Annotated in this window: 1 protein-coding gene; it reads left to right on the forward strand. The window is 48.7% G+C overall.

Annotation, left to right across the window (positions count from 1 at the left end):
* A partial coding sequence (locus KJB35_RS28185; protein ID WP_285358697.1) for a tandem-95 repeat protein occupies window positions 1-929 on the forward strand: 929 nt, incomplete at both ends.

The following is a 929-nucleotide window of genomic DNA, read 5'->3' on the forward strand; positions in this document are numbered from 1 at the left end:
GGTAGCTTTACCATTACGCCCGACGCGAACTTCAATGGCGACATTGATATCACGTTTGATATCAGTGATGGTTCTGACACCTTGGTCGCGACGGCAGATCTAACGGTTAATCCAGTTAACGACCTACCACAGCCAGAAGATCAAGCGTTCACCATTGGTGAAGATGGCGTGTTGACCTTTACTGATCAAGACCTGTTGGATGGTGCAACCGATATCGATGGCGATGACCTATCGGTAGAAGGTGTCACATACACTGGCGCGGACGGTGTTCTTACTGACAATGGCGATGGCACATACAGCTTCGCACCGAACGAAAACTTCAATGGCGACGTAAACTTTACCTTCGATGTTTCCGATGGCACGGACACCGTGACCGCGAATATCGATGTGAGTGTGACGCCAGAGAATGATCCACCAGTGGCAGGCAGCACGTCTTACACAGTGCATGAAGATAACTCGATCACCATCAGTGATGAACAGCTACTAGCGAACTCATCGGATATTGAAGGTGATGTATCGATTGATAGCGTGAGCTATAGCGGTAACGATGGTGTGCTGGAAATCAACGGTGATGGCACGTACACCTTCTCGCCAAACGAGAACTTCAATGGCGAAGTGAGCCTAGATGTTGTTGTAATCGACGAAGATGGCGCGACGGATTCAACTACCGCAGGTATCACGGTACTTGAGGTGAACGATCCGCCAATCGCAGGCACAACCAGTTACACCATTGATGAAGATGAAGTCATCACCATCAGTGCAGAACAGTTGTTGGCAAACTCTTCCGATATTGAAGGTGAGGTAGCACTAGATAGCGTGAGCTACAGTGGCAGCGAAGGTATCTTTACCGACAATGGTGATGGTACGTTCAGCTTTGCACCAAACCAAAACTTCAATGGTGAAGTGAACCTTGATGTTGTAGTCGTGGA

Source organism: Vibrio sp. D431a (assembly GCF_030248655.1).
In the GTDB taxonomy this organism is placed as follows: Bacteria; Pseudomonadota; Gammaproteobacteria; order Enterobacterales; family Vibrionaceae; genus Vibrio; species Vibrio alginolyticus.